Here is a 22,450-nt window from a genome sequence, read left to right as displayed (position 1 = left end):
CGGCCCGGTCACCGCCGCCCCAGGCCCGTCCGACGCTGCACCCGCAGCACCGCCCCGCACGGAGACCACGAAACCTGATGTCCGAAACCCTCACCGACACCACCGAGCACGACCGCACCACGCACGGTGCCGACGAGGCCGCGGCGGCGAACGCCGTCCACGGCCGCCACCGCGGCTCGACCGCGCCCGACGACCGCCCCGACGCCGACCCGCACGGGCGGCACCGCCGCTGACCGGCCGACCGGCCGACCGGCCCGGACGCCGGGCGCCGAGCACCCTCGGTCCGGCGTCCGGCGGGGTCTCGGCCCGGCGGCGTCCGGCGGGGTCTCAGTCCAGCGTGACGACGGCGCGCAGCGCCTCGCCGCTGCGCATCAGCGCGACCGCCTCGTTCACCTCCGCGAGCGGCACCCGGTGGGTGATCAGCCCCGCCAGGTCGAGGCGGCCCGCGCGCCACAGCTCGACGACCCGGGCCGCGGTCCGGGCGACGTCGCCGCCGCCGTAGAGCGACGGCAGCACGCGCTTCTCGCCGAAGAACAGCTCGCCCAGGCTGAAGGAGACCAGGTCGTCGCGGGCCCCGGCGCCGACCACCACCACGGCGCCGCCGCGCCGGGCCGCGTCGTACGCCGCCCGCACGGTCTCCGAGCGGCCCACCGCCTCCACCACGTAGTCGTAGCCGCCGAGGGCGAGGCCCTTCGCGGCGGCCCTCAGCTGCTGCGGTTCGACGGCGTCGGTCGCGCCCAGCGCCAGCGCCCGCTCACGCCGCGACGCCACCGGGTCGACGACGGTGATCCGGGCCGCGCCGCTCACCCGGGCGGCCTGCACCGCGGCGACCCCCACCCCTCCCGCGCCGATCACCGCCACCGACGACCCGGGCTCGACCCGGGCGGTGTTCACCACCGCGCCGAAGCCCGTCGTCACCCCGCAGCCGACCAGGGCGGCCAGCTCGAACGGCAGGTCGTCGGGCATCCGGAGCAGGGCGTCGGCCGCGACGACCGCCTCCTCGGCGAAACTCCCGGTGCTGTAGAAGCCGTACGCGGCCGTGCCCCCGCCCGGACCGAACCGGAAGGCGGGCACCCCGAGCCGCTTCAGGCTCGCGACGCACAGGTGGGTCTCGCCGAGCAGGCAGTGCGGGCAGGTGCCGCAGGGCGGCATCCAGCAGAGCACCACCCGGTCGCCGGCGGCGAGGCCGGTCACGCCCGGGCCCGTCTCGACGACCTCGCCCGCCCCCTCGTGGCCGGGCACGAACGGCGCCGGCTGCGGCAGCACCCCGCTCATCGCGGACAGGTCGGAGTGGCACAGACCGGCCGCGCGCAGCCGGACCCGTACCGTGCCGGGTCCGACGGCGACCGTCTCCACGTCGTCGCGGACCTCCAGCCGGTCCTGTCCGGTCTCGTGCAGGATCGCTGCGCGCATGGGTGCTCCCGTCCCTGTGGTGGCGTGGCCGTTACCGGCGCCCCGAGCGTACGGGCGCACGCCGCGCCGGTCGTCGTGGCGTGCGCCACTCCCCGCCGCCGCGTCACCGCCGCCACTCCCCCGCCGTTCCCCCGCTCCGCCGCCGGGTCACCGCTCCCGCCACCGCCCCACCGCCCCGCCGCCGGGTGCCGGGCCGCCGGGCCCGTGCTCCCGGACCGGGGGCGGCGCCGTACCGTCCGGTAGGGTCCGGTCCACCGTTCCGTCCGGCGCAGCAGGGAGCAGCAGCATGACCGACCTCCACCACGCGGCCCCCGTGTCCGCCGCGGCCCGCCCGGAGCCCGCGGTGCTGGCGGCCTTCGAGGCGGCGACCGGCTTCATGCCGGTGGACGAGGGCCTCGCGCTGTACGCGGCCGCCCTCGACGCGGCCACCCGCACCGGGCTGCCGCTGCTGGAGATCGGCACGTACTGCGGCCGCTCCGCGATCCTGCTCGCGGACGCCGCGCGGCGCTGCGGCACGGTGGCGCTCACCGTGGACCACCACCGCGGCTCGGAGGAGCAGCAGCCGGGCTGGGAGTACCACGACCCCGGTCTGGTCGACCCCGAGGTCGGCCGGATGGACACCCTGCCGGTCTTCCGGCGGACGCTCTTCCACGCCGGTCTGGAGGAGCACGTGGTGGCGCTGGTGGGCCGCTCGCCGCAGATCGCGGCGGTGTGGGGCGGCCGTCTGGCGCTCGTGTTCGTCGACGGCGGCCACACCGACGAGCACGCCACCGGCGACTACGAGGGCTGGGTGCCGCACCTCGCACCGGAGGGCCTGCTGGTCGTGCACGACGTGTTCCCGGATCCGGCGGACGGCGGCCAGGCCCCGTACCGGGTCTACCTGCGGGCTCTCGCCGAGGGCTTCGAGGAGGTCTCGGTGACGGGCTCGCTGCGGGTGCTGCGGCGCACCGCCGGCTGACCGCTCCCCGGTCCGGCCGCCCGGCGGCCGCCGGGCACGATCGCGTGCCCCCGGCCGTCCTCACGACACGGCGGCACCGCCCGGGTGCCGTGCCGCACCGGGGCAACGGTCTGTACGGTGTCCGACAGCAGTCGAACGGCTGGGCACGGCGCGGGTGGGCAGGACGCGACAACGCAGCGGGGCGAGGGCAGGGAATGACGGATCAGGACAACACGCCGCCGGCGGTCTGGGACCCGGCCGCGCGCGGCGGTGCGGGTGGCTGGGTGCGGCGGCGTCCCGGGCCGCCCGAGGGCGGGGTGCCGGGGCAGCCGCCCCGCCCCGGTCCTCCCGGGCACGACGCCCAGGAGACCACCGTGCTGCCCCCCGTGCCGTCCGGCCCGGCGGGCGGCGGGGGCACGTTCCCCGGCGCCCGGCCGTACGTGAGCGCCGGGCCGCCGCCGGCCGCGGGCTTCCCTCCGCCGCCCCCGCAGGCGCCGCAGGCCTTCCCGTCGCCGCCGCCGGGTTTCCCGCCGCCGCACGGCGCGCCGCCCGCCCCGCAGGGCTTTCCGCAGGCCGCGCCGCAGCAGCCCGACCGGCCGTTCGACGGACCGTTCGATGGACCGTTCGGGCCGGCGCAGCCGTACACGCAGCAGCAGCCGTTCGGGCAGGCCCCGCAGCCGCCGTTCGACCGGCCCGCCCCGGGCGGCGCCGCGCCGTACGGGCCGGCCGGTGCGGCGTACGGCGGCCACGACCCGGCCACGGCGCCGCCGTACGGCACGCAGGGGCCCGGCTACGAGGACCTGGACGCCGAGGAGCCGCCGCGGCGCCGCAGCCCGCTGCTGATCGCCGCGGGCGTGCTGCTCGTGCTGGTGCTCGGCGGGGGCGTCGTGTGGGCGGTGCAGGGCTCCGGCCCGGACGGGAAGGGCTCCGCCGCGCCCACCGCGGCCCCCGCGGCCTCCTCCAAGGCCCCGCAGGCCGCGCCGAGCGCCCCGGCCGCGTCGTCGCCCGCCGGGAGCGCCCCGGCGAGCCCCGGCGCGGGGGCGGGCGCCGAGGCGCAGGCCAAGGCGCTCGACGCCCTGCTGGCCCGCGGCGAGAACGCCAAGGCGCCGATCGGCAGTGCGGTCGCGAAGGTGTCCAGCTGCCCGGCGAAGGCCGAGATCGAGAGCGCCGCGCAGGTCTTCGACGACGGCGCCGCGCAGCGCGACAAGCTGGTCGCCGACCTCGCGGCGCTGGGCCTCGCCGACCTGCCGGGCGGGGCCGGGGCCGCGCAGACCCTGAAGTCCGCCTGGCAGGTGTCCGGTGACATCGACCGGGCGTACGCGGCCTGGGCGCGCACCGTCGCGAGCCAGGGCTGCACCGGCAGCACCGCCCCCGACACCGCCGACCGCAGACGAGCCAACGACCTCAACCCGCAGGCCACCCGGTCCAAGAAGGACTTCGTGGCGCAGTGGAACGCCATCGCGACGACCTACGGTCTGACCGAGCGCACCTGGGACAGGATCTGAACCACCCGTGACCGGCACCACCCCCCACCCCGAATTCCCCGGGCGCCCCCGCCGCGCCCGCCGTCTCGGCACCGCCGTGCTCCTCTGCACCGTGCCCGCGCTCTGTGCGGGCGGCTGGTTCGGCTGGCACGCGCTGGCCGACCGCTCCGCCGCGGCGGCGCCGCCCTCCCCCGCCGGGGCGACCGCCCCGCCGGACACCTCGCAGGCGGCCGCCGCGCCGCCCGACGGGTCCGCGGGCCCGGAGACCGCGTCGGCCTCCGCGGCGCCGCCGTCCCCGGCGGGCCGGGGCCCGCTGGCCGGCCGTACCGTGCTGCTGGACCCCGGGCACAACCCGGGCAACTCCGGGCACACCCGCGACATCGGCCGGCAGGTGGACATCGGCAACGCCCGCAAGGAGTGCGACACCACCGGCACGTCGACCGACGCCGGCTACAGCGAGGCCGCGTACACCCTCGACGTCGTGCACCGCGCGCGGGAGATCCTGCAGCAGCGCGGGGCGACGGTGGTGCTCACGCAGGACGCCGACCGGCCGTTCGGGCCGTGCATCGACGAGCGGGCCCGGATCGGCAACGAGGCGAAGGCCGACGCCGCCGTCTCGGTGCACGCGGACGGCGCCCCGGCAGCGCGGCACGGCTTCCACGTGATCATGCCCGGCAAGGTCACCGCCGGGCCGGCCGACACCTCGGGCATCGTCGAGGACTCGCACCGGCTCGGCGTGCTGCTGCGCGACCGCTTCCAGCAGGCCACCGGCCAGGCGTACTCCGACTACATCGGCAAGCAGGCCCTCGACACCCGCACCGACCTGGGCGGCCTCAACCTCTCCCGGGTGCCGAAGGTGTTCATCGAGTGCGGCAACATGCGCAACACCGCCGACGCGCAGCACATGACGGATCCGCAGTGGCGCCAGAAGGCGGCGGAGGGCATCGCGGAGGCCCTCACCGCCTACCTGACGGCAGGCTCCTGACGGCGCGCCGGAGCCTCCCCGGGGAGTTCCGCCGGCCTGTCCGGCAGGTCCTCCCCCGCTCCTGCGGCGGCCCCCGGGCCGCTCGCGCGCTGACCTGGAGTCACGGCGGTTTCGCAACGAATTCGGCGGTTTCCCCGGGGCGCTGTGCACAGCGTGCGACCCGGGGCCTAGGCTCTTGGCCGTCCGGTGTCATGCCGGACGACCCGAAGACCCCATCCACGCAGTCCACGACACACCAACGAGGGGAACGTTAGTGAATCTGCGCGCTCTCACGCGGGGAGACGCCGCCGTCGCAGGTGCGGCCGTGCTGCTCTTCATCGCCTCCTTCCTGCCCTACCTGTCCGCGGAGTTCTGCATCGCGAACCGCTGCTCCTCGGACACGCAGAACGCCTGGAAGGCCGCGCTCTTCCCGATCCTTCCGTCGGCGTTCCTGCTCGGCATCGTCGCGGCCGCGCTGATCCTGCTGCACCGCCTGCAGGGCGCGGCGTCGGCCACCCGCCAGGTGCTGGGGCTGCGCCTCGACCAGTGGGGCACCGCCCTGGCGGTCGCCAACGTGTGGACGGCGCTGTGGGCGCTCGGCGGCGCCGGCGAGAACGTCGACCACGGCTTCGGCGCCTGGCTGGGCCTGCTGGCCGCGCTGGTGCTGGCCGGTGCGGCCGCGGCCGGGCCGCTGGTGCCCGCGCTGCAGGCGCCGCTGCTGGTCGACAAGCCGGCCGCTCCGGCCGCGCAGGGCTACCCGGGCTTCCCCCAGGGTGCGGGCCAGCCGCTGCAGCCCGGCCAGCCCGGTCAGGGCGGCCACTACGGCTACCCGCAGGGCGGCCAGCCCGGTGTGCCGCAGGCGCAGGGCCCGGCGTTCGGCGCCGACCCGCAGGCCGGCGGCTACGGCTACCCGGCCGCCGCCCAGGCCGCGCAGGCCCAGCCGCAGCCGCAGCCGGTGCAGGACATGCACGCCGCGCCGTTCCAGCCGTTCTGGTTCGCCGTGCCGGCCGTCCGGCAGCTGACGAACAAGGACAACCCGGCGGCCCCGCCGGTCGGCGAGCTCGTGCCGGGCACCTGGTACCTGGCGGTCGAGCAGCGCGGCGGCGCCCTGGTGGCGCAGCTGCAGGACGGCTCGCACGGCCTGCTGGGCGACACCTCCGGCATCCAGCGGGGCTGACACCCGCACGTCGTGACGGAGGGGCGGTTCCCGGTCTCGTACCGGGAACCGCCCCTCCGTCTTCACGTCATGGCATCGTGACCGCCGTGACCGCCGTGCTCAGCAGCAGTCGTTGACGACCAGGCCGGCCGGCAGGTCGCCACCGCCGAAGACCGCGACGGTGGCGTGGTCGCCGCCGAGCGCGGCGACGGCGAGCAGCAGGGCGCCGGCCGTCCAGGTGGTGCGCTCCTCGGGCCAGACGGCGTCGTCCTCGAAGACGTAGCCCGTCCAGTAGGAGCCGTCGGTGTGCCGCAGGTGCTGGATCCAGCGGAGGATGTCCACCGCGCGGTCGGACTGCCCCGCCGCCCAGAGCGCGAGGGCGAGTTCGGCGCTCTCGCCGCCGGTGACCCAGGGCCGGTCGCTGACGCAGCGGACGCCGAGGCCGGGCACGACGAAGCGGTCCCAGTCGCGGGCGATCCGGCGCTCGGCGGCCTCGCCGCGCAGGGCGGTGCCGAGGATCGGGTAGTACCAGTCCATCGAGTAGCGGTCCTTGTCGAGGAACCGCTCGGGGTGGTGGGCGACGGCGTGCCGCAGCCGGCCGGCGGCGAGCTCCCAGTCGGGCTGGGGCTCCTCCAGGTGCTCGGCGATGGCGAGGCCGCAGCGCAGCGCGTGCAGGATGCTGGACGAGCCGGTGAGCAGCGCCTCCTGGGGGGCGGTGCCGTCCTCGTCCTGGCGCCAGGCGATGGGCCCGCCGGGCAGCCGCAGGCCGACGGTGAAGTCGAGTCCGCGGCGGACGGTCGGCCAGATCCGTTCGAGGAAGGTGTCGTCGCCGGTGGTGAGGTAGTGGTGCCAGGCGCCGACGGCGACGTACGCGCAGAAGTTGGTCTCCTTCGACGGGTTGGTCACCTCGCCGTCGGTGTAGGCGGCGTACCAGGAGCCGTCGGGGTTCTGGTGGTCGGCGAGCCAGCGGTAGGCGGCCTCCGCCTCGGCGTTCCGGCCGGCGGTGTCGAGGGCCATCGCGGCCTCGGTGTGGTCCCAGGGGTCGAGGTGCCCTCCGCGGAACCACGGGATGCCGCCGTCGGGCTGCTGGTCGGCGAGGATCGAGCGGACGGTCGCGGCGGCCTGCTCGGCGTCGAGGACGCCGTCGAGGAGCAGCACGTCCGGGACGGCCGCCGTCACGCGCCGGCCCGGTGCGGCTTGGAGGCGTACACCACGAAGCTCTTGCCGATGACCGGGTTGAGGGCCTTCTCGGCGGCCTTGGTGAGGGTGCTGATCACCGGGGTGCCGACGATGTCCCAGACCAGCAGCTGGTGGTAGGCCCTGACCGGCAGCGCCTTGTCGTTGTTGACGCCGACGGCGCACTTGATCCACCAGTACGGGGAGTGCAGCGCGTGCGCGTGGTGGGTGCCGTACGGCTCCAGGCCGGCGCCGCGGACCTTCTCGACGAGTTCGTCGCCGCGGTAGATGCGGATGTGGCCGCCCTCGACCTCGTGGTACGCGTCGGAGAGCGCCCAGCAGATCTTCTCGGGCAGGTAGCGCGGCACGGTGACGGCGAGCAGGCCGCCGGGCTTGAGCACCCGCACCATCTCGGCGAGCACGCCCTTGTCGTCGGGGATGTGCTCCATCACCTCGGAGATGATGATGCGGTCGAAGGTGTCGTCGTCGAAGGGCAGGTTGAGCGCGTCGCCCTCCACGGCGGTGGCGGTGGCGCCCGTCGGGGCCTCGCCGGCCTCCTCCATCGCCGCGAACCACCGGCGGACCTCGGCGATCTCGTCGCCGTTCTGGTCCAGGGCGACGACGTTCGCACCGCGCCGGTAGGCCTCGAAGGCGTGCCGGCCCCCGCCGCAGCCCAGGTCGAGCACCCGGTCGCCGGGAGCGATCGGGAAGCGGGAGAAATCGACGGTCAGCACTGCGGGGCTCCCATTCGTTGCTGCTGTACTGAAGAGGGTCGGCGGGGCGTCAGGCGACGTAGCGCCAGCCGCGGCCGGCGCGGGCGCGCTGCCCGGCGCCGGTGGCGACGGCGGCGCGGTAGCGCTCGGCGGTGAGTTCGGCGGCGCGCCGCCAGGTGAAGTGGGTCAGCACCCGCTCGCGGCCGGCGGCGCCGAGCCGGGCCTGCAGCTCCGGGTCGCCGAGGAGGCGGAGGAGCGCGGCGGCGAGGGCGCCCGCGTCGCCGGGCGGCACGGCCAGGCAGGTCTCGCCGTCGGGGCCGGCGACCTCGGGGATGGCGCCGCCCGTGGTGGCGACGAGCGGGGTGCCGGTGGCCATCGCCTCGGCCGCGGGCAGCGAGAAGCCCTCGTACAGCGAGGGCACGCAGGCGACCTCGGCGGAGCGGTACAGGTCGACGAGTTCGGCGTCGCTCAGGCCGGTGCGGAAGTCGATGTGCGCCTCCAGGCCGAACCGGCGGACCGCGTCGGCGACCGGCCCCTCGCCCTTCTGCGGCTTGCCGACGACGACGAGGTGCGCCTCGCGCTCGGTGCGGACCTTGGCGAGGGCCTCGACGAGGTGGACGAGGCCCTTGAGCGGCACGTCGGCGGAGGAGGTGGTGACGATGCGGCCGGGCACGACGGGCACCGCGGCGTCCGGCGACCACAGGCGGGTGTCGGCGCCGATCGGCACGACGGAGACGGCGCCGGGCGCGGCGCCCAGGTGCTCGACGATCTCGCTCCGCGAGCTGGCGGACACGGTGATGACGTGCTCCAGGCGCCGGGTGACGCGTTTCTGCATGCGGGTGAAGGCGTACCAGCGGCGCAGCGAGAGGCGGCGCAGCGCGGTGGGTGCGGCCTCCAGTTCCAGCCGGCGGTCGACGGTGACCGGGTGGTGGATGGTGGTGACCAGGGGGAAGCCGTGCCGTTCCAGGCCGAGCAGGCCGTAGCCGAGGGTCTGGTTGTCGTGCACGACGTCGTAGCGGCCCTTGTGCCGGGCGAGGTACTGCCGGGCGCGGAGCGAGAAGGTGAGCGGCTCGGGGAAGCCGCCGGTGCGCATGGTCGCGAACTCCAGCACGTCGACGGCGCCGCGGTACTCGGCGAGGCCGGGGGTGCGGAAGGGGTCGTCGCTGCGGTAGAGGTCGAGGCTGGGCAGTTCGACCAGGCGCACGGAGCCGGGCCCGTCGACCTCGTCCAGGACGGGGAAGGGCTGGGCGCCGACGACGTCGACGTGGTGGCCGAGCCGGGCGAGTTCGCGGGAGAGGTGGCGGACGTAGACGCCCTGGCCCCCGCAGAACGGGTCGCCGCGGTAGGAGAGCAGGGCGATCCGCAGCGGTCGCGGCAGCGCGGTCATGCTGGCCCCTTATCCCTACTCAACCCAGCCCTGGCGGCCGCAGCGGTTAAAGTAGATCACGTTTCATGGTGGTGTGGTCATCGTCGTCGGGCATGTGAACAACGAGAGACCTTGAAGATACCGGCCCGTAGCTTCCGGGTTTGGGCCGGGGAAGGTGATTCGCACCACGCCGCACCGTTCCGTACCGCCGACGCCCCGGGGGCTCCGCTGACCGCGTCCACGCATGCCGACCGCCCGCTCACGCCGCGCCAGGCGGAGCGCCGGCGCGGGCTGCTTCGCGCCGCGGCGGCGCTGGCGTCCCGGGGCGGCTACGAGGCCGTCCAGATGCGCGACGTCGCCGAGGGGGCGCACGTCGCGCTCGGCACGCTCTACCGCTACTTCCCGTCCAAGGTGCACCTGCTGGTCGCGGTGATGGAGGAGCAGCTGGGCGCGCTGAACGAGCAGGTCAGGAGGCGCCCGCCGACCGCCGGCGATCCGGCCGGGCGGGTCGCGGAGACGCTGACGCTGGCCTTCCACGCGCTGCAGCGCGATCCGCTGCTGGCGGAGGCGATGGTGCGGGCGCTGTCGTTCGCGGACCGTTCGGTGGGGCGCGAGGTGGACGCGGTGGCCGGGCTCACGTCGGAGATCGTGCTGGCCGCCGCGCGGCTGCCGGAGCCGCCGACGCCGGGTCAGCAGGCGGCCCTGCGGGTGATCGGCCACACCTGGCACGCCACCCTGCTGAGCTGGCTCTCGGGCCGCAGCTCGCTGGCGGAGGTGCGCGGCGACCTGCACACGGCCGCGCGGCTGCTGACCGCGGACGGCTGAGCGCCGGGCGGGCACCCGCGCGGACGGCCGGGCCGCCGGGCCGTCCGCGCGGGCCCGAAGTGGAACCTGTTCCACCGGGCGGGCGCAGGGCCGCCGCGCCCGCCGGTTAGAGTCTTCGCGCACGACAACTCCATCCGCCCCTCCCGGGGGAAGCCGGTGCGACTCCGGCGCTGACCCGCAACCGTGAGCCCGCCCACCCGGCGGGCGAGCCGGACTGCCCGGGGCCTGGGGCGAGCGGCCGGCCGGGCCCGGGGCCCGGTTCCGTCGAGGTCTACGGGCAGCCCGCCGGGCTGCTGCACCGCTCACCGAAAGGCGCACCCTCACCATGCTCACCGCTGCCCGCCTGGGCGCCACCGCCCTGGCCGGCCTGCTGCTGGCCGGCACCGCCGCCGCACCCGCGTCGGCCGACACCCCGGCCCCCTCGCCGGCCGCGCCGCCCGCCGCGCTGTACGGCAAGGGCGACCCCACCTACGACGGCGTGTGGCGGCAGTCGCTCGCGCTGACCGCACTCGCCTCCGCCAAGGCCGCCCCGGCGGACTCCGCCGTCGCCTGGCTCACCGGCCAGCAGTGCGCGGACGGCGGCTGGCCGTCGTACCGCGCCGCGGGCGCCGCCTGCGACCCCAAGACCGAGGACAGCAACGCCACGGCCGTCGCCGTGCAGGCCCTCACCGCCCTCGGCGGGCACCAGGACGCCGTCGCGAAGGGCGTGGCCTGGCTCAGGGCCACCCAGAACACCGACGGCACCTGGGCCTACAACCCCGGCAGCCCGGGCGACGCCAACTCCACCGGCCTCGCCGTCAGCGCCCTCACCGCCGCGCACGTCGACCCCGCGGGCGTCGCCAGGGCCGGGAAGAGCGCCTGGGACGGTCTCGCCGGCCTGCAGCTCGGCTGCGCCGCACCCGCCGCCGGCCGCGGGGCCTTCGCCTACCAGCCCGCGCCCGACGGCACCCTCGCCGCCAACAACCTGGCGACCGCGCAGGCCGCCCTCGCCGCGGCCGGCGGCGCCCTGCCGGTCACCACGACCGACCGGACGGACGCCGCACCCGCCGCCCCCGTCTGCCCGGCGGGCGGCACCACGACGGCCGTGGCGCACGCGGACTCCGCCGAGGCCGCCTCGGCCCACCTCGTCGCGCAGCTGAACGCGAACGGCCAGCACCTGATGCTGACCACCCCCGGCGCCGAGCCCGCCCCCGACCTCAACGCCACCTCCTGGGCGGTGCTCTCGCTCGTGCGGGCCGGTCACCCGCACCAGGCCGCGCCCGCCGCGGACTGGCTGGCCGGCAACGGCTACGCGTGGGCCGCCAAGGGCAAGGACGGCACGGACGCCTCCGCCACCGCCACCCTGCTGCTCGTCGCGCAGGCCGCGAACCTCGACCCGTACAACTTCGGCGGCACCAACCTCGTGCAGCTGCTGATGGACGCGGGCCCGGCCGTGAAGACCGTGCCGTCCGCCGCCGCCTCCGCGGCCTCCGCCAACCCGAACGGCACCGAGGCCCCCGGCTCCGGCATCACCGACGGCGAGGACAACGGCGGTTTCTCCCCGATCTGGCTGGTCGGCGTCGGCCTGCTGGTCGGCATCGGCGGCGGACTGCTGATCAGCCTCAACCGCCGCCGCCAGGCCGCCGCGGCCGCACAGGCCCCGGCCCCGGCGCCGAAGGACGACGAGCAGCCGTGACCCCCGCGCTGCGCCGGACGGCGGCGGCCCTGCTCGCCGCCGTCCTGGCCGCCCTCGTGACCGCCGCCCCCGCCCACGCCGCGGACTACCGCTACTGGTCGTTCTGGAAGGGCACCGGCGGCACCTGGGCGTACCAGCAGCAGGGTCCCGCGCTGTACGTGCCGCCGGACGGCTCCGTCGACGGCTGGCGGTTCGCCCTCAGCCCGGACGGCGGCCGGGACGCCGCCCGCCCCACCGGCACCCCCGGCTTCGCCGCCGCGTGCGGCAGCACCCCGGCCCGGCCCGGCCGCAAGCGGGTCGCCGTGGTGCTCGACCCGGGCACCCCCGCCGACGCCCCGTCCGGCGCGGGCGCCCCGCCCGCCGCCCGCACGGCGTGCGCCGCCGTACCCTCCGCCGCGACCTCCGCCGAGGTGCTGGCCGCCGTCGCACCGCCGCTGCGCTACGACAGCGCGGGCATGCTCTGCGCCATCGCCGGCTACCCGCGGGCCGGCTGCGGCGAGCCGGTGGCCGCGGCTTCGACGTCCGGCGGCGGTGACGGCGGGCCCGCGCTGGGCCCGGTGCTCGGCGGCGCGCTGGTCGCCGTCCTCGCCGGCGGCGCCTACCTGCAGTACCGCCGACGCCGCTGACCGCTCCGGCCACGCCGACCGCCCGGCCCGACCACCCAGGCCCCGACCACCCGTCAGAGACCGCCCATGCCCCGCACCCGCACCGCGACGCGACCCGCCGTCGGCCCGCGCCACCTGCATCCCGGCGCGTGGTGGCTGTGGGCCCTCGGCCTGGCCGCCGCCGCCTCGCGCACCACCAACCCGCTCCTGCTGCTGCTGATCGCCGCCGTCGCCGGGTACGTCGTCGCGGCCCGGCGCGGCGACGAGCCGTGGGCCCGCTCGTACGGCGTGTTCCTGCGGCTCGGGCTGGTCGTCCTGGGCATCCGGCTGGTCTTCACGGTGCTGCTGGGCTCGCCCGTGCAGGGCACCCACGTGCTGGTCACCCTGCCGCAACTGCCGCTGCCCGCCTGGGCGCAGGGCGTGCGGATCGGCGGCGCGATCACCCTGGAGGGCCTGCTCTTCGCGCTGTACGAAGGGCTGAAGCTCGCGGTGCTGCTCGTCTGCGTCGGCGCGGCCAACGCCCTCGCGAGCCCGACCCGGCTGCTGCGCTCCCTGCCGGGCGCGCTGTACGAGGCCGGGCTCGCCGCGGTGGTGGCGATGACCTTCGCGCCGAACCTCGTCGCCGACGTCCGGCGGCTGCGGGCCGCCCGGCGGCTCCGCGGCCGGGACGACCGCGGGGTCGCGGCCGTGCTGAGCGTCGGACTGCCCGTGCTGGAGGGCGCCCTGGAACGCTCGGTGGCCCTCGCGGCGGCCATGGACACCCGCGGCTTCGGCCGCACCGCCGACGTGCCCCGGCGCGTCGCGCGGGCCACGGCCGCCCTCACCCTGCTGGGCCTGCTCGGCGTCTGCGCGGCGCTGTACGGCCTGCTCGGCGCGGCCGGCGGCGCCTGGGCACTGCCGGTGCTGCTGCTCGGGCTCGGCTCGGCCGGTGCCGGGCTGCTGCTCGGCGGCCGCCGGACGGTCCGCACCCGCTACCGGCCCGACCCGTGGGCGCTGCGCGAGTGGCTGGTGGCGGGTTCCGGCGTCGCCGTCGCCGCACTGACCGTCTGGTGCGCCGGACGCTACCCCGAGGCGTTCGCGCCGTCCGTGGTGCCGCCCGCCGCCCCCGGGCTCCCGCTGCCCGCGGCGGCCGCCGTCCTGCTCGGCCTGCTGCCGGCCGTCGCCGCCCCCACCCCGCCCCGGAGGGCCTCGTGATCACGTTCGAGCAGGTGTCCGTCCGGTACGCCGACGCCGCGGTGCCCGCCCTCGCGGGCGTCGACCTGACCGTGCCGGAGGGCGAACTCTGCCTGCTGGTCGGCCCGTCCGGCTCCGGCAAGTCCACCCTGCTGGGCACCGTCAGCGGACTCGTGCCGCACTTCACCGGCGGCACCCTGCACGGCCGGGTGACCGTCGGCGGCCGCGACACCCGCACCCACCGCCCGCGCGACCTCGCCGACCTGGTCGGCACCGTCGGCCAGGACCCGGCCGCGCACTTCGTCACCGACACCGTCGAGGACGAACTCGCCTACGGCATGGAGTCGCTGGGTCTCGCCCCGGCCGTCATGCGGCGCCGCGTCGAGGAGACCCTCGACCTCCTCGGCCTCGCCGACCTGCGCGACCGCGCCCTGGCCTCGCTCTCCGGCGGCCAGCAGCAGCGGGTCGCGATCGGCTCGGTGCTGACCGTGCACCCGCGGGTGCTCGTCCTGGACGAACCCACCTCGGCCCTCGACCCGGGCGCGGCCGAGGAGGTGCTCGCGGTGCTGCAGCGGCTCGTCCACGACCTCGGCACCACCGTGCTCATGGCCGAGCACCGCCTGGAGCGCGTCCTCCAGTACGCCGACGCGGTGCTGCTGCTGCCCGGCCCCGGGCAGCCCGCACGGCTCGGCGACCCCGCCGACGTGATGGCGCACTCGCCCGTCGTCCCGCCCGTGGTCGCCCTCGGCCGGGCGGCCGGCTGGTCGCCGCTGCCGCTCTCCGTCCGGGACGCCCGCCGCCGCGCCGCCCCGCTGCGCGACCGCCTCGCCGACCGCACGCCCGCGGACGCCACCGGCCCCGGCGGGACGGGCGGGACGGGCGAACTGCTGGCGGCGGCCGAAGGCCTCGTCGTCCGCCGCGGGCCGGTGCCCGCGCTGCGCGGCGCCGACCTCGCGCTGCGGGCCGGCACCGTCACCGCGCTCATGGGCCGCAACGGCGCCGGCAAGTCCACCCTGCTGGGCAGCCTCGTCGGACTGCACGCACCCACGGGCGGCCGGGTCCGCGTCGGCGGGCTCACCCCGCACAAGGCGCGGCCCGGGGAGCTGATCCGGCGGATCGGCCTGGTGCCGCAGGAACCCCGCGACCTGCTCTGCACCGAGAGCGTCGGCGCCGAGTGCGCCGCCGCCGACCGCGACGCCGGCGCCGCACCCGGCACCTGCCGCACCCTCGTCGCCGGCCTGATGCCCGGCCTGGACGACGAGCGGCACCCGCGCGACCTCTCCGAGGGCCAGCGGCTCACCCTGGCCCTCGCCGTCGTGCTGACCGCCGCTCCCCCGGTGGTCCTGCTCGACGAGCCCACCCGCGGCCTCGACTACACCGCCAAGGCCCGTCTCGTCACCGTGCTGCGCGGGCTGGCCGCCGCCGGGCACGCCGTGCTGCTCGCCACCCACGACGTCGAGCTCGCCGCCGAGCTCGCCGACCGCACCGTCGTCCTGGCCGACGGCGAGGTCGTCGCCGACGGGCCGACCGCCGAGGTGGTGACGGCCGCCCCCGCGCTCGCCCCGCAGACCGCGAAGATCCTCGCCCCGCAGCCCTGGCTGACGGTCCACCAGGTCGTCCGGGCCCTCGCGGCGGCGGGGGACGCCGCGTGAACGGCCCCGGCCGCACCCGGCCCGCCCCGCTCGGCCGCCGGTCCGGCCCGGCGCTCGGGCTGCTGTCGGCCGTCGGAGTCGCCGCGTTCGGCTGGCCGCTGCTGGCCGCCCCGGGCTCCGACCTGGTCGGCCACTCCGCGGACGCGCCCTGGCTGTTCGCCCTGCTGCTGCCGTTGCTGCTGGCCGTGGTGGTCGCCCAGATCGCCGAGGGCCGGGAGGCCGGCGGCGGCGCACCGGGGCTCGACGCCAAGGCCGTCGCCCTGCTCGGCGTGCTCGCCGCGGCCGGCGCCGCACTGCGGCCGCTCGGCGCGGGCACGGCCGGGCTGGAGCCGATGTTCTTCCTGATGGTGCTGGCCGGCCGGGCGCTCGGGCCGGGCTTCGGCTTCGTGCTGGGGGCGGTGTCGATGTTCGCGTCGGCGCTGCTCACCGGCGGCGTCGGGCCGTGGCTGCCGTTCCAGATGCTCGCCATGGGCTGGGTCTGTCTGGGCGCCGGGCTGCTCCCGGGGGCCGCCCGGCTGCGCGGCCGGGCCGAGCAGCTGGTGCTCGCCGGGTACGGCGCGCTCGCCGCGGTCGGCTACGGCACCGTGATGAACCTGCAGGGCTGGCCGTACATCGCCGGGCAGGCGAGCTCGATCGCGTTCGTGCCGGGCGACCCGCTCTCCGCCAACCTGCCGCGGTTCGCGCTGTACTGCCTGACGACCTCGCTCGGCTGGGACCTCCCCCGGGCGGTGCTCACCGCCGTGCTCTGCCTGACGGTCGGCGGCCCGGTGCTGCGGGCGCTGCGGCGCACCACGCGGCGGGCGGCGTTCGGCGCGGCAGGCGCGTTCGCGCCGCCGCCCGGGAACGACTGACGGGGCACGGCCGCCGGCCGCACCCCGTCCCGGGAACCGCAGGTCAGGCCTTGGGGCCGGCCGACTGCACCACCTCGAACGACCACAGCGTGGAGTCCGCGGCGGCCGGGCGCTTGGGCGCCTCGCCCTCCGCGGCGGGCGGGCCCTGGCGGTGCGCCGCCTGCATCGGGCCCGCCATCCAGGCCTGGAAGGCCTCCTCGGAGGCCCAGCGGGTGTAGACGAGGTACTGCTCGGTGCCCTCCACCGGGCGCAGCAGCTCGAACCACTCGAAGCCGTCCGAGTTCTCCACCGCCCCGGCGCGCGCGGCGAACCGCTGCTCCAGGGTCTCCCGCATCTCGGCCGGCACGGTCAGCACGTTGATCTTCACGACAGACATGCCCCCCACCCTAGGTCCTGTCCGGCGGGCCGTGGTCAGGGCCGCTCGCCGAGGAGCACGGCGAAGCCGTCGAGGAGGCGCTGCAGGCCGAACTCGAAGACCTCGTCGAGGTCGAAGTCGTACCCGCCCCTGGCGAGGCGCTCCAGCAGCGGGAAGCCGCCGCCGGCGAGGGCGGCGAGCAGGGCGGGCTCCTGGGTGTCCATCCACTCCTCGCTGTCCAGGCCGGTGACGGCCTGGGCCTCGGCCTCCATCTCGATGTTGACGGCGGTGCCGCGGACGTAGCCGAAGAGGGTGAGGTGCGCGGTGAAGACCGTCTGCCCGTCGAGGCCGCGGCCCTCCAGTGCGGCGAGCACCCACTCGGTGAAGGGCAGGGCGTTCGGTACGGGCTGCGGCCGGGTCACCGAGACGGCGGGGGCGAGCCACGGGTGGCGGCGGAACATCGCCCACAGCATGCGGGCGGCGAGGGTGAGGCGTTCGCGCCAGCCCTCCGGGGGGACGGCGGGGAAGGTCCACCGCGCGAACGCGGCGTCCATCATGCGCATCAGCAGGTCGTCCTTGTCGGCCACGTGCCGGTAGAGCGACATGGTGGCCGCGCCGAGGTCGGCGGCGACCCGGCGCATGGAGACGGCGGCGAGCCCTTCGGTGTCGGCGACGGCGAGGGCGGCGCCGACGATGCGTTCGAGGGTGAGCGGCTGCTCGGGCGGGTTCCTGCGGGGTGCGGGGTGCGGGGCGGGCGCGGGGGCGGGAGCCGGGGCGGGAGCCGGGGCGGGCGCGGGGGTCTCCGCGACGACGGTGCCCACGCCGGGCACGGCCCGCACCAGGCCGTCGCGGCGCAGTTCGGCGAGCACCTTGGTGGCGGTCGCCATCGCGACGCCCCACCGGCGGGTGATCTCGCGGGTGGAGGGCACGCGGTCGCCGGGGGCGAGGGCGCCGGTGGTGATCCGGTGCCGCAGCTCGGCGGCGATGCGGGCGGAGCGCGGTGCGTCCTGCGGTTCCACGGACTCTCCTCTGCACTAGTGCGCCTCTGGGCCGGTCCAGGGTAGCCGCCGTCCTGCGGCGTTCCGTCCGGGCCCGGCGGGCGGGGGTGGCACAGGGCGCGACAGCACTAGTGCACTGCCGTCAATTCGCCCTTTGCGGTGCCAGGTTACGGCTTGCGCAGTGCACTGCGTACGCCGTACATTCGGTGGCATGAAGAACACCGACATCCTCGTCTCCGGCGCCGGCATCGCCGGCCCCGCCCTGGCGTACTGGCTACGCCGGGCCGGTTTCTCCGTCACCGTCGTCGAGCGCGCCCCCGCCCCCCGCCCGGGCGGCCAGACCGTCGACCTGCGCGGCGCGGGCCGCGACGTGATCACCCGCATGGGCCTGATGGAGCAGGCCCGCGCGCTGAGCGTCGAGCAGCGCGGCATCGAGACCGTCGACGCCGCAGGCCGGGTCACCTCCCGGATGTCCGCGGACGCCTTCGGCGGCGAGGGCATCGTCTCCGAGATCGAGATCCTCCGCGGCGACCTCGCCGGCCTGCTCCACGAGGCCACCCTGCCCGGCACGGAGTACCTCTTCGACGACACCGTGACCGCGCTCCACCAGGACGCCGACGGCGTCGACGTGGTCTTCGAGCGGGCCGCGCCGCGCCGGTTCGGCCTGGTCGTCGGCGCCGACGGCCTGCACTCCGTCGTCCGCGGTCTCGCGTTCGGCCCGGAGGCGGAGTGCGTCCGCCCGCTGGACCTCTGCACCGCGTGGTTCACCGCCCCCGAGGAGACCCCGCTCGACGGCTGGTTCCGGATGTTCAACGCCCCCGGCGGGCTGGTCGCCTCCGTGCGGCCCGGCCGGCTGCCCGGCGAGACCAAGGCCGGCCTCAGCTTCCGCACCACCGGGCCGGTCCCCTGCGACCGCCGCGACACCGCCGCCCAGCAGGACCTCGTCGACCGGCGGTTCGCCGGCGTCGGCTGGCAGGTGCCGTCGCTGCTGCGGGCCATGCGCGAGGCGTCCGACTTCTCCTTCGACACCGTCGGCCAGGTGCACCTGGACGGCTGGTCGCGCGGCCGGGTGGCCCTGCTGGGCGACGCCGGGTACTGCGCCACACCGCTCTCCGGCCTCGGCACCAGCCTCGGCCTGGTCGGCGCGTACCTGCTGGCCGGCGAACTCGCCGCGGCCCGCGGCGACCACCGCACCGCGTTCGCCGGCTACGACCGCCTCATGCGCCCGTACGTCCGCAAGGCGCAGCAGCTGCCGCCGGGCGGCGCCGCGGGCTTCGCGCCGAACTCCGCGCTCGGCATCCGGCTGCGGGCGGCCTCGATGCGGTCGATGAACCGCTGGCCGATGCGCCCGCTGCTCGCCGCGCAGTTCGCCAAGGCCGGCGACATCGCGCTGCCCGGGTACGACGCCGCCCCGGCCGCCACCTGACCGGGGCGTGCGCGCCCGTCGGAGGCCGGGCCGTCAGGGACCGGGCCGGCCCTGCAGGACGAGCGCCCAGCCCAGGCAGCCGAAGGCGGCGGTGGTGAGCACCGCCCGCACGGTGTTCCACCGCACCCACACCGCCTCGAAGTGCGCCCGCGCATCGGCGGGGCCGGACCCGGCCGCGGCCGCGAGCCGGTCGTTGAGCGGCACGCTGACCGCCGCCGTGACCACCAGCACCACGACGTACAGCAGCACGCCCGCCGCGATCCACGGCAGCACGGGCCGGCCGGCCCGGCCGAGGTGCAGCGCGGCCGCGGCGACGCCGAGCAGCAGCGCCCCGGCGAAGGCCGCCGCGAACCAGCCGTTGAGGATCGCCGCGTTGATCCGCCGCATCGCCTCGACGAACGTCCGGTCGTCCGCCCGTCCGAGGCCCGGCATCACCGCGCAGGCGAACGCGTAGAAAAGGCCCGCCATCAGGCCCGTCGCGATGGTGGCCGCGAGCAGCACCGCCGTACCCATGGGCCGCACCTCCTTCTCCCCCGTGGTGTCCGTCATGCCGTCAAGTCAAGCCCGCGGGCGGCGGGGTGGCCATGGCCGGTCCGCTCGCCCGCATACGCGGGCGTCCACACCGGGCCGCGTCCGCGCCGCCGACCGGTGTCCGTTCCACCCGCCAGGGGCGGGGCCCGCGACTAGGCTGGCCGCGTGGACGCCACCGACGGCCTGGCCGCCCTCCTCGCGGGCCCGCGGGCCCGGGGCGCCTTCCTGCTGCGCACGGTGTTCGACCCGCCGTTCGCCGTCCGGATCCGCGACGAGGCACCGCTCACCGTGCTGACCATGGCCCGCGGGACGGCGTGGATCGTGCCGGACGACGGGCCGCCGGCCGCGATCGGCCCCGGTGACGCGGCGCTGGTGCGCGGCCCGGAGCCGTACACCGTCGCCGACCACCCGCACACCCCGGTACAGGCGGTGGTCCACCCGGGGCAGCACTCCACCGACCCCGGCGGCGCCCCGCTCTGCGCGGAGCTGGACCTCGGCGGGCGCTCCTGGGGGGTGCGGGCCGACGGCGCGGCCGCACTGCTGAGCGGCACGTACCAGCTGGGCGGGGAGATCAGCGGCCGGCTGCTGCGGGCCCTGCCCCCGGTGGCGGTGCTGCCCGCCGACGCGTGGTCGTCGCCGCTGCCCGCGCTGCTCGACGAGGAGCTCGACCGGGACTCCCCCGGCCAGGAGGCCGTCCTCGACCGGCTGCTCGACCTGCTGCTGATCACCGTGCTGCGCGAGTGGTTCGCCCGGCCGGACGCGGCGGCGCCCGGCTGGTACCGCGCCTACGGCGACCCGGTGGTGGGCCGGGTGCTGCGCCTGCTGCACGGGCGTCCCGCGGAGCCGTGGACGGTCGCGGCGCTCGCCGCCGAGGCCGGGGTGTCGCGGGCGGCCCTGGCCCGGCGCTTCACCGAGCTGGTCGGGGAGCCGCCGATGGCGTACCTGACCGGCCTGCGGCTCGAACTCGCCGCCGACCTGCTGGAGGCACCGGAGGCGACCCTCGCCGGGGTGGCCCGCCGGGTGGGGTACGGCAGCCCGTTCGCGCTGAGCGCCGCGTTCAAGCGGGTGCGCGGCGTCAGCCCGCAGGAGCACCGCGAGCACGGCGCGCACGGCTGACGGGAGGAGCCGCGGACACCGCCGGGCACCGTGCCGGAGGGGAGCCGGTCACGCGGCACCGGCGCCGGACCGGGCGCGCAGCCGGGCCGTGCCGGGCATGCGGCGACCCGTCACCCGGTGTTCACCACGCCCGTTTCACCACCAAACCGGACAAGCCGGTCGTCCGTCACGAGACCTCCCTGTCGTCTCCCTGCAAGCTCCTGCATAATCGGGCGCGTTCGTCACACCGATCGAGGAGGACCGGCCGATGCCGGGAGAGCACTGCCCGCTGTGCGGAGCGGTCCGGACAGCTGCTGGCTGTGCCTGCGGCTCCTCGCACCCCGATGTGACCGAGACCGCGGTCCTGCCGCACATGGAGGGCCCACCCCTCGTCAGACCGTACGTCCCGGCGGCCTCCGGGTACGCCGGGGCACCGGCCGGACCGGGGCCGGACCCGTTCGGCACGGCGCTGATGCCCCCGGTGCCGGGTTCCCACCCGCGGCCGCCCGCGCGGCCGCCGATGCCGCCCACGGCGGGCCGGGACGCCCGTCCCGGCGCGGCGCCCGGCGGCCCGGCGGGCCCCGACCTCGGCGTGTTCGCCTTCCAGGGGGTGCCGCCGCAGCGCCCCGGCGGCCGCGCCGACCGCCGCGAGCAGGCCCAGCTGACGGCAGGTCGGCGCCGTACGGCGGTCGTCGCGGCCGGCATCGGGATCGCGATCGTCGGTGCGGGTCTGGCCTTCGTCCTGGCCCCGTCCTCCGAGCCGTCCGAGGTCGACCAGGCGCTGCCGGTGCCGTCCGGCAGCATCGACGCCCCGGCGCCGACCGGGCCGGCGGAGACCGCCCCGACCGCCACCGCCTCGCCGTCGGCGAGCCGCCGGGCGAGCGCGACGGCGACCCGCGGCGCGTCGGCCTCCGCCTCGGCGGGCCGCGCACCGTCGTCGGTCCCGAGCGCGTCGGCGCCCGCCGTGGCGCCCTCCGGTCCTCCCGCCGCCTCCTCCCCGGCCCCGGCGACCGCGGCCCCGCGGACGCTGAAGCCGGGCGACACCGGAGCCGACGTCAGGACCATGCAGCAGATGCTCTACAGCGTCGACTGCGGCCGCAACCACCTGAACTCGTGGTTCGTCAGCGGCACCTTCGACACCTGGACGCAGTGGGTGCTGGGCCAGTTCCAGGTCGAGCACCGCATCAAGGGCGACGAGCGCAACGGCACGCTGTACGGCCCGAAGACCCAGGCCGAGCTGCAGAAGGCCGCGTCCGACCCGGACTGCTGACGGCCCGGACTGCCGACGGCGGCCCGGCGCTCGCCCGCATCACCCCCGCGGTGCGGCGGCCAGCCGGCCCCGCCCGACGAGTTCCAGCACCGCCACCACCGCGACGGACTCCACGGCCAGCAGGGCGACCAGCACGAACAGCTGCACCGCGCCCGCCTGCACCGGGCCGGCCCCGCCGAGCAGCATCCCGACGAACGCCCCGGGCAGCGTCACCAGGCCCACCGTGCGGGTCTGGTCGAGCGGCGGCACGAGCGCGGTGGCGGCAGCCGTCCGGCAGATCTCCAGCCGCGCGTCGCGGTCCTCGAAGCCGAGCGCGAGGGCCGCCTCGACCTCCCCGCGCCGCGTGGTCAGCTCGTCGAGGGCCCGCCGCCCGGCCAGCGAGGTCGCGGTCATCGCCCCGCCGATGAGGATCCCCGCGACGGGGATCAGCACGATCCCCCGGTGCGGCAGCAGCCCGGTGGCGAGTAGCAGCGCGAGCACCGGCAGCACCCCGGCGCCGATGGGCAGCGCCGCCCACGGCCAGCCCGGCCCGGCCGTGGCCCGCCGCCCGGCGGTACGCACCGCGACCCCGAACATGACCAGCACGAAGAGCGCCGACGTCCAGAGCGAGCCGGCCAGCCAGGCGATCACCAGCGCCACCCCGGCGAGCTGCGCCGCGGCCCGCAGCCCGGCCCGCAGCACCGCGCGGCCGTGCCCGAGCCGGCCCCGGCCGGCGACCAGGACCGCCGCGGCGAGCAGGGCCGCCGTGACGGCGCCGAGCATCCAGCCGACCGGCAGCAGCTGGG

22 protein-coding genes and 1 riboswitch are annotated in these 22,450 nt (G+C 77.2%); of the genes, 14 read left to right on the top strand and 8 right to left on the bottom strand.

Annotated features, from left to right (window positions below; all coding sequences use genetic code 11):
- The first annotated feature begins 77 nt into the window (after positions 1-77).
- Positions 78-233, top strand: coding sequence for a hypothetical protein (locus SNE206_RS06925; protein WP_407912458.1), 156 nt, complete (start codon positions 78-80; stop codon positions 231-233).
- Positions 234-327: 94 nt separating this feature from the next.
- Here the strand turns inward: SNE206_RS06925 and SNE206_RS06920 are convergent, their stop codons facing one another.
- The gene (locus SNE206_RS06920; protein WP_407912457.1) at positions 328-1,413 is read right to left on the bottom strand and encodes an alcohol dehydrogenase catalytic domain-containing protein; all 1,086 of its coding nucleotides are present in this window, start codon (positions 1,411-1,413) and stop codon (positions 328-330) included.
- 286 nt (positions 1,414-1,699) lie between these two features.
- On the opposite strand from SNE206_RS06920, the gene SNE206_RS06915 reads away from it, so the two are divergent.
- The 4 genes from SNE206_RS06915 (at position 1,700) to SNE206_RS06900 (ending at position 5,975) form a co-directional block, all read left to right on the top strand.
- Positions 1,700-2,371: a class I SAM-dependent methyltransferase gene (locus SNE206_RS06915; protein ID WP_407912456.1), complete on the top strand. Its 672-nt coding sequence runs from the start codon at positions 1,700-1,702 to the stop codon at positions 2,369-2,371.
- 194 nt (positions 2,372-2,565) lie between these two features.
- Positions 2,566-3,855 carry a hypothetical protein gene (locus SNE206_RS06910; RefSeq protein ID WP_407912455.1) on the top strand — a complete coding sequence of 430 codons (1,290 nt, stop codon included), beginning with the start codon at positions 2,566-2,568 and terminating at the stop codon, positions 3,853-3,855.
- Positions 3,856-3,862: 7 nt separating this feature from the next.
- A complete protein-coding gene (locus SNE206_RS06905; protein WP_407912454.1) occupies positions 3,863-4,819 on the top strand; it encodes an N-acetylmuramoyl-L-alanine amidase in 957 nt (318 codons plus the stop codon).
- Between the two features lie 253 nt (positions 4,820-5,072).
- Entirely contained in the window at positions 5,073-5,975 is a 903-nt protein-coding gene (locus tag SNE206_RS06900) for a hypothetical protein (protein WP_407912453.1), read from the top strand.
- Positions 5,976-6,074: 99 nt separating this feature from the next.
- Here the strand turns inward: SNE206_RS06900 and SNE206_RS06895 are convergent, their stop codons facing one another.
- From SNE206_RS06895 to SNE206_RS06885, 3 genes are read right to left on the bottom strand one after another with little or no spacing between them, the layout of a single operon-like run.
- A complete protein-coding gene (locus SNE206_RS06895) occupies positions 6,075-7,133 on the bottom strand; it encodes a prenyltransferase (protein ID WP_407912452.1) in 1,059 nt (352 codons plus the stop codon).
- Positions 7,130-7,864, bottom strand: a complete 735-nt coding sequence (locus SNE206_RS06890; protein ID WP_407912451.1) for a class I SAM-dependent methyltransferase — start codon at positions 7,862-7,864, stop codon at positions 7,130-7,132. The genes SNE206_RS06895 and SNE206_RS06890 overlap by 4 nt, the downstream gene beginning before the upstream one ends.
- A 49-nt stretch (positions 7,865-7,913) precedes the next feature.
- Entirely contained in the window at positions 7,914-9,230 is a 1,317-nt protein-coding gene (locus SNE206_RS06885; RefSeq protein ID WP_407912450.1) for a glycosyltransferase family 4 protein, read from the bottom strand.
- Between the two features lie 324 nt (positions 9,231-9,554).
- Here SNE206_RS06885 and SNE206_RS06880 point away from each other — a divergent pair, with 324 nt between their 5' ends.
- From SNE206_RS06880 to SNE206_RS06855, 6 genes are all read left to right on the top strand, one after another.
- Positions 9,555-10,034 carry a TetR family transcriptional regulator gene (locus SNE206_RS06880; RefSeq protein WP_407912449.1) on the top strand — a complete coding sequence of 160 codons (480 nt, stop codon included), beginning with the start codon at positions 9,555-9,557 and terminating at the stop codon, positions 10,032-10,034.
- Between the two features lie 146 nt (positions 10,035-10,180).
- Positions 10,181-10,254, top strand: a riboswitch (cobalamin riboswitch).
- A gap of 105 nt (positions 10,255-10,359) precedes the next feature.
- Positions 10,360-11,709: a prenyltransferase/squalene oxidase repeat-containing protein gene (locus SNE206_RS06875; protein WP_407912448.1), complete on the top strand. Its 1,350-nt coding sequence runs from the start codon at positions 10,360-10,362 to the stop codon at positions 11,707-11,709.
- Positions 11,706-12,335 (top strand): SCO2322 family protein, encoded by a 630-nt coding sequence (locus SNE206_RS06870; RefSeq protein ID WP_407912447.1) that lies wholly within the window; start codon positions 11,706-11,708, stop codon positions 12,333-12,335. Before SNE206_RS06875 ends, SNE206_RS06870 begins: the two co-directional genes overlap by 4 nt.
- Before the next feature lie 66 nt (positions 12,336-12,401).
- On the top strand, positions 12,402-13,508 hold the full coding sequence (locus SNE206_RS06865; RefSeq protein WP_407912446.1) for a CbiQ family ECF transporter T component: 1,107 nt from the start codon (positions 12,402-12,404) through the stop codon (positions 13,506-13,508).
- The gene (locus SNE206_RS06860) at positions 13,505-15,139 is read left to right on the top strand and encodes an ABC transporter ATP-binding protein (RefSeq protein WP_407912445.1); all 1,635 of its coding nucleotides are present in this window, start codon (positions 13,505-13,507) and stop codon (positions 15,137-15,139) included. The genes SNE206_RS06865 and SNE206_RS06860 overlap by 4 nt, the downstream gene beginning before the upstream one ends.
- The gene (locus SNE206_RS06855; RefSeq protein ID WP_407912444.1) at positions 15,136-15,990 is read left to right on the top strand and encodes an ECF transporter S component; all 855 of its coding nucleotides are present in this window, start codon (positions 15,136-15,138) and stop codon (positions 15,988-15,990) included. Before SNE206_RS06860 ends, SNE206_RS06855 begins: the two co-directional genes overlap by 4 nt.
- Positions 15,991-16,033: 43 nt before the next feature.
- Here the strand turns inward: SNE206_RS06855 and SNE206_RS06850 are convergent, their stop codons facing one another.
- Together SNE206_RS06850 and SNE206_RS06845 are read right to left on the bottom strand one after the other, a co-directional pair.
- On the bottom strand, positions 16,034-16,366 hold the full coding sequence (locus SNE206_RS06850; RefSeq protein ID WP_405013509.1) for an antibiotic biosynthesis monooxygenase family protein: 333 nt from the start codon (positions 16,364-16,366) through the stop codon (positions 16,034-16,036).
- A gap of 35 nt (positions 16,367-16,401) precedes the next feature.
- Complete coding sequence (locus tag SNE206_RS06845) at positions 16,402-17,364, bottom strand: TetR/AcrR family transcriptional regulator C-terminal domain-containing protein (RefSeq protein WP_407912443.1); 963 nt, start codon at positions 17,362-17,364, stop codon at positions 16,402-16,404.
- A gap of 190 nt (positions 17,365-17,554) precedes the next feature.
- Here SNE206_RS06845 and SNE206_RS06840 point away from each other — a divergent pair, with 190 nt between their 5' ends.
- The gene (locus SNE206_RS06840; RefSeq protein WP_407912442.1) at positions 17,555-18,769 is read left to right on the top strand and encodes an FAD-dependent monooxygenase; all 1,215 of its coding nucleotides are present in this window, start codon (positions 17,555-17,557) and stop codon (positions 18,767-18,769) included.
- A 33-nt stretch (positions 18,770-18,802) separates the two neighbouring features.
- Here SNE206_RS06840 and SNE206_RS06835 read toward each other — a convergent pair whose 3' ends face one another.
- The gene (locus SNE206_RS06835) at positions 18,803-19,318 is read right to left on the bottom strand and encodes a DUF1772 domain-containing protein (protein WP_407912441.1); all 516 of its coding nucleotides are present in this window, start codon (positions 19,316-19,318) and stop codon (positions 18,803-18,805) included.
- Between the two features lie 147 nt (positions 19,319-19,465).
- Here SNE206_RS06835 and SNE206_RS06830 point away from each other — a divergent pair, with 147 nt between their 5' ends.
- Together SNE206_RS06830 and SNE206_RS06825 are read left to right on the top strand one after the other, a co-directional pair.
- On the top strand, positions 19,466-20,416 hold the full coding sequence (locus tag SNE206_RS06830) for an AraC family transcriptional regulator (RefSeq protein WP_407912440.1): 951 nt from the start codon (positions 19,466-19,468) through the stop codon (positions 20,414-20,416).
- A 325-nt stretch (positions 20,417-20,741) separates the two neighbouring features.
- Complete coding sequence (locus SNE206_RS06825) at positions 20,742-21,665, top strand: hypothetical protein (protein ID WP_407912439.1); 924 nt, start codon at positions 20,742-20,744, stop codon at positions 21,663-21,665.
- Between the two features lie 39 nt (positions 21,666-21,704).
- Here SNE206_RS06825 and SNE206_RS06820 read toward each other — a convergent pair whose 3' ends face one another.
- A complete protein-coding gene (locus SNE206_RS06820) occupies positions 21,705-22,427 on the bottom strand; it encodes an ABC transporter permease (protein WP_407912480.1) in 723 nt (240 codons plus the stop codon).
- Between the last annotated feature and the right edge of the window lie 23 nt (positions 22,428-22,450).

The sequence above is a fragment of the Kitasatospora sp. NE20-6 genome (assembly GCF_045862635.1).
Note: the sequence above shows the minus strand (reverse complement) of the source record. Positions and strands in the feature narration are given on the sequence as shown.